At 63.4% G+C, this 1,767-nt stretch carries 2 protein-coding genes; both read left to right on the top strand.

Features of this window, described 5'->3' with window-relative positions; genetic code table 11:
• Positions 1-768: O-antigen ligase family protein (locus tag AAFM29_RS17540; protein ID WP_341714004.1), on the top strand; the 768-nt coding region annotated here is incomplete at its 5' end.
• Positions 765-1,767 (top strand): hypothetical protein (locus tag AAFM29_RS17535; protein ID WP_341714003.1); only part of this gene is annotated, 1,003 nt, incomplete at its 3' end. The genes AAFM29_RS17540 and AAFM29_RS17535, both read left to right, overlap by 4 nt.

Here is a 1,767-nt window from a genome sequence, read left to right as displayed (position 1 = left end):
GGCTTTCCGGTGTTGCGGATGTGGTCGCTGGCGCATGGCAAGAGCAAGCTGCCTTCCTCGCGTCGCCGCCTGATCGCCATGGTCAGCGCGCTGGTACTGCTGGTGATGATCGTGGTGACCGGATCGCGAACGGGGATCGTGGTCGGCTTCGCTTCGCTGGCTGCATCGCTTGCCATGTCCCCGCTTGAGGAGCTGGGCGCAGGCATGCGCAAATCCCACGCCAAATGGCTGCGCATCCTGGTGATCGCGGTGCCGACGCTGGTTGTCGCTCTCCTCGTTCTGTTCGGCAAGGCGCTGTCGATCGATCGCTTTGTCGGTGACGACCTGCTTGCGGAAAAGCGCCTGACTTTCCTGCCGGTCCTGCTCGACATCATTCGTGATTTCCTGCCTTTCGGATCGGGCTTCGGATCGTTCGATCCGGTCTTCCGCAGTTATGAGCCCGATTGGGGCCTTTCGCGGAAATATTTCAACAATGCCCATAACGACCTCATCGAACTGGTCCTCACGGGAGGCATCCCGGCGCTGCTGGTCCTGCTGGGTTTTGTCGGATGGATTGCATGGCGCATCTGGCGCAGCTGGAAGAACGTGCCCAGCGGTGAGACGATCTCGACCCGCGCGGGTGCGATCATGGCCGGATCTCTGATGCTTGCCAGCCTGACCGATTATCCGCTGCGCACGCCGCTTGCCGGTGCTGTTCTGGTGTTCGCGACCTATCTGATGTCGCGCCCGATGCCATCCCACCGATCATCGACGGAGAAGGGTCGATGACGAAGAGGACGATTTCCAATCGCACGCGCTGGATTGCTGGCGGCGTGCTTGTCATCGCCGCAATCGGGCTGAGCGTGCCGGTCACGCTGCTGACCTTGCCCAATGTCCTGCCAGCCAAGATGCGGGCAAAGCTTGCCGACATGCCGATCGCATCAAGCCCGCCGGCCCGCTCTTCCGCGGCAGCGCTGGCGTTTCAGGCCGATCAGTCGCCCCAGACCCTCGACAGGGTCGAAACGCTCGCCAGGGAAGCGATTTTGGACGATCCGCTGGAAGTGAGCGCGATCCGCTCGCTTTCCTTCGTAAAGGCGTATCGCGGCGACGGGGAAGGCGCCATGCGGCTGCTGCGTTATGGTGAAAACCTGTCGCGCCGCGATCTGATGACCGAACTCGCCCTTGCCATGGAGGCGAAGCGCATCGGCAATGGCGAGGAGATGATCCGGCATTACGGCCATGCCCTTGCCACCACCGGTCGCAGCTATGACCTTGTGGTAAGCCAGCTCATCGATGCCGCGGCAGACCCCGAAGTTGCGCGCGAATTGGGGCAAGCCATGGCCAGGGGGCCGGAATGGCGAACCCGGCTCATGCCGCTGTTCATAGTGCGCAACGAGGACAAGGCCAGCCTTTCGGCATGGGCCGAGGGCCTGTGGGGCAAAGGCGTACCCACTGAGGATCGCGCCAGCGCGGGCACTGTCGTCAACCAGCTCCTGAAGCTGGGGGCCAACGCCGAAGCGGCGCAACTTATTCACGCGCTCGATGCCGGGGGTGACAGGGGCGCGCGGCGTACCCTCGTCCGCAATGGCGATTTCGAGGACAAGAACGTGGCGGCCCTTGGCTGGAGCTATCAATCGGGTGCGTCCTTGTCGGCGATGCCGATGCCGGCGGAAGACGGCAAGGGACGCGTTCTCGAAATGCGTGCGGGGAGCGGCCATCTCGGTCAGGTCGCGCGGCAGGTCATGGCGCTGGGTGAGGGGCAATATGCCCTGTCGGCAAGGCTTTGGG

The sequence above is a fragment of the Erythrobacter sp. genome (assembly GCF_038133525.1).
GTDB lineage: Bacteria > Pseudomonadota > Alphaproteobacteria > Sphingomonadales > Sphingomonadaceae > Qipengyuania.
The sequence above is the reverse complement of the archived record's forward strand: the minus strand, read 5'-3'. Positions and strand labels throughout refer to the sequence as shown.